Genomic DNA, 552 nt, shown 5'->3' on the forward strand with positions numbered 1-552 from the left:
ACATCCAACCCGCCGAACGCCCACCTCCTCCACGGTCTCCCCGGAGCATGTGCGTCGCTGCCCGGCTTGGAGCGACAATCAGTCGAACCATTGCAGCGGATCTTCGCGTCCACTCGCAGCCCTCGACTTCGCACGCAATGCCAGAACTCGCTGGTGCATTCGGTGTTCAGTGCCGCGGGGAAACTCCAACGCTGCATACTTGCCACGCCTGATGCGGTCAACCCGGCCCCTTCCCATCTCCCAACGCAGCGCATCAGAAATGGCCTTCGAGGCCCGACCGTTGACGGTGAAGCCATGCCACTTGAGGGCGGCGATGAGTTCCGGAATAGTCGCGGGCCCGTGCAACACCAACTGGTAGGTAAGCACATAGCGAAGCTCGGTTCCTCGTAGCAGCACGCTCATGCGTTGAACGTCGCATTCGCGTCCACATCCCGCCAGTCACCACAATTCGGCTGTGGATCGTGCACACCGACAATGTCGCTCCAAGCCGGGCAGCGACGCACATGCTCCGGGGAGACCGTGGAGGAGGGGGGCGGTCGGAGGGGTCACCGC

1 protein-coding gene is annotated in these 552 nt (G+C 63.2%); it reads right to left on the reverse strand.

Going from position 1 to position 552, the window contains the following annotated elements:
* Nucleotides 1-78: 78 nt before the first annotated feature.
* Complete coding sequence (locus A9X01_RS22385; RefSeq protein ID WP_065120539.1) at nt 79-402, reverse strand: hypothetical protein; 324 nt, start codon at nt 400-402, stop codon at nt 79-81.
* Nucleotides 403-552 lie beyond the last annotated feature (150 nt).

The organism is Mycobacterium asiaticum (genome assembly GCF_001668675.1).
GTDB classification, from domain to species: domain Bacteria; phylum Actinomycetota; class Actinomycetes; order Mycobacteriales; family Mycobacteriaceae; genus Mycobacterium; species Mycobacterium asiaticum_D.